This is a genomic window from Algoriphagus confluentis, assembly GCF_036245625.1.
Taxonomy (GTDB): Bacteria; Bacteroidota; Bacteroidia; order Cytophagales; family Cyclobacteriaceae; genus Algoriphagus; species Algoriphagus confluentis.
Genome location: NZ_BTPD01000047.1, coordinates 1 through 358, shown reverse-complemented (window position 1 = coordinate 358; position 358 = coordinate 1). Strand labels below are relative to the sequence as shown.

The window sequence follows — 358 nt, the reverse complement described above, 5'->3', positions numbered from 1 at the left end:
ACCGATGAACGGCATAAGCTTAAACCCAAGAATATCCGTTTCAAGGCTGAGCTAAAGGAACAAGCTCGAGTTTGGCTCAAGGAGGAAAAACTGAGTCCGGAATTGATTGCTGCCAAATGGGAATTGGATGGAAACCCGGGCGTGTCCCATGAAACCATTTATCAATGGATTTGGAAAGCCAAGAAAAGTAAGCATTGGTCATTGACCAGAGATCGGGAGCTTTATAAATGCCTCCGCCATGGGAAAAGAAAGCGAAAAAGAGGCAATTACAGAGATTCCAGAGGAATCATAAAGGAAAGAGTGCCTATTGAACAACGACCTGCTGTTGTAGCCCTAAGGGAGCGAATAGGCGATATAG

At 45.0% G+C, this 358-nt stretch carries 1 protein-coding gene; it reads left to right on the top strand.

Features of this window, described 5'->3' with window-relative positions:
• Positions 1-358 (top strand): transposase family protein (locus AAA943_RS21835; RefSeq protein WP_479374289.1); only part of this gene is annotated, 358 nt, incomplete at both ends.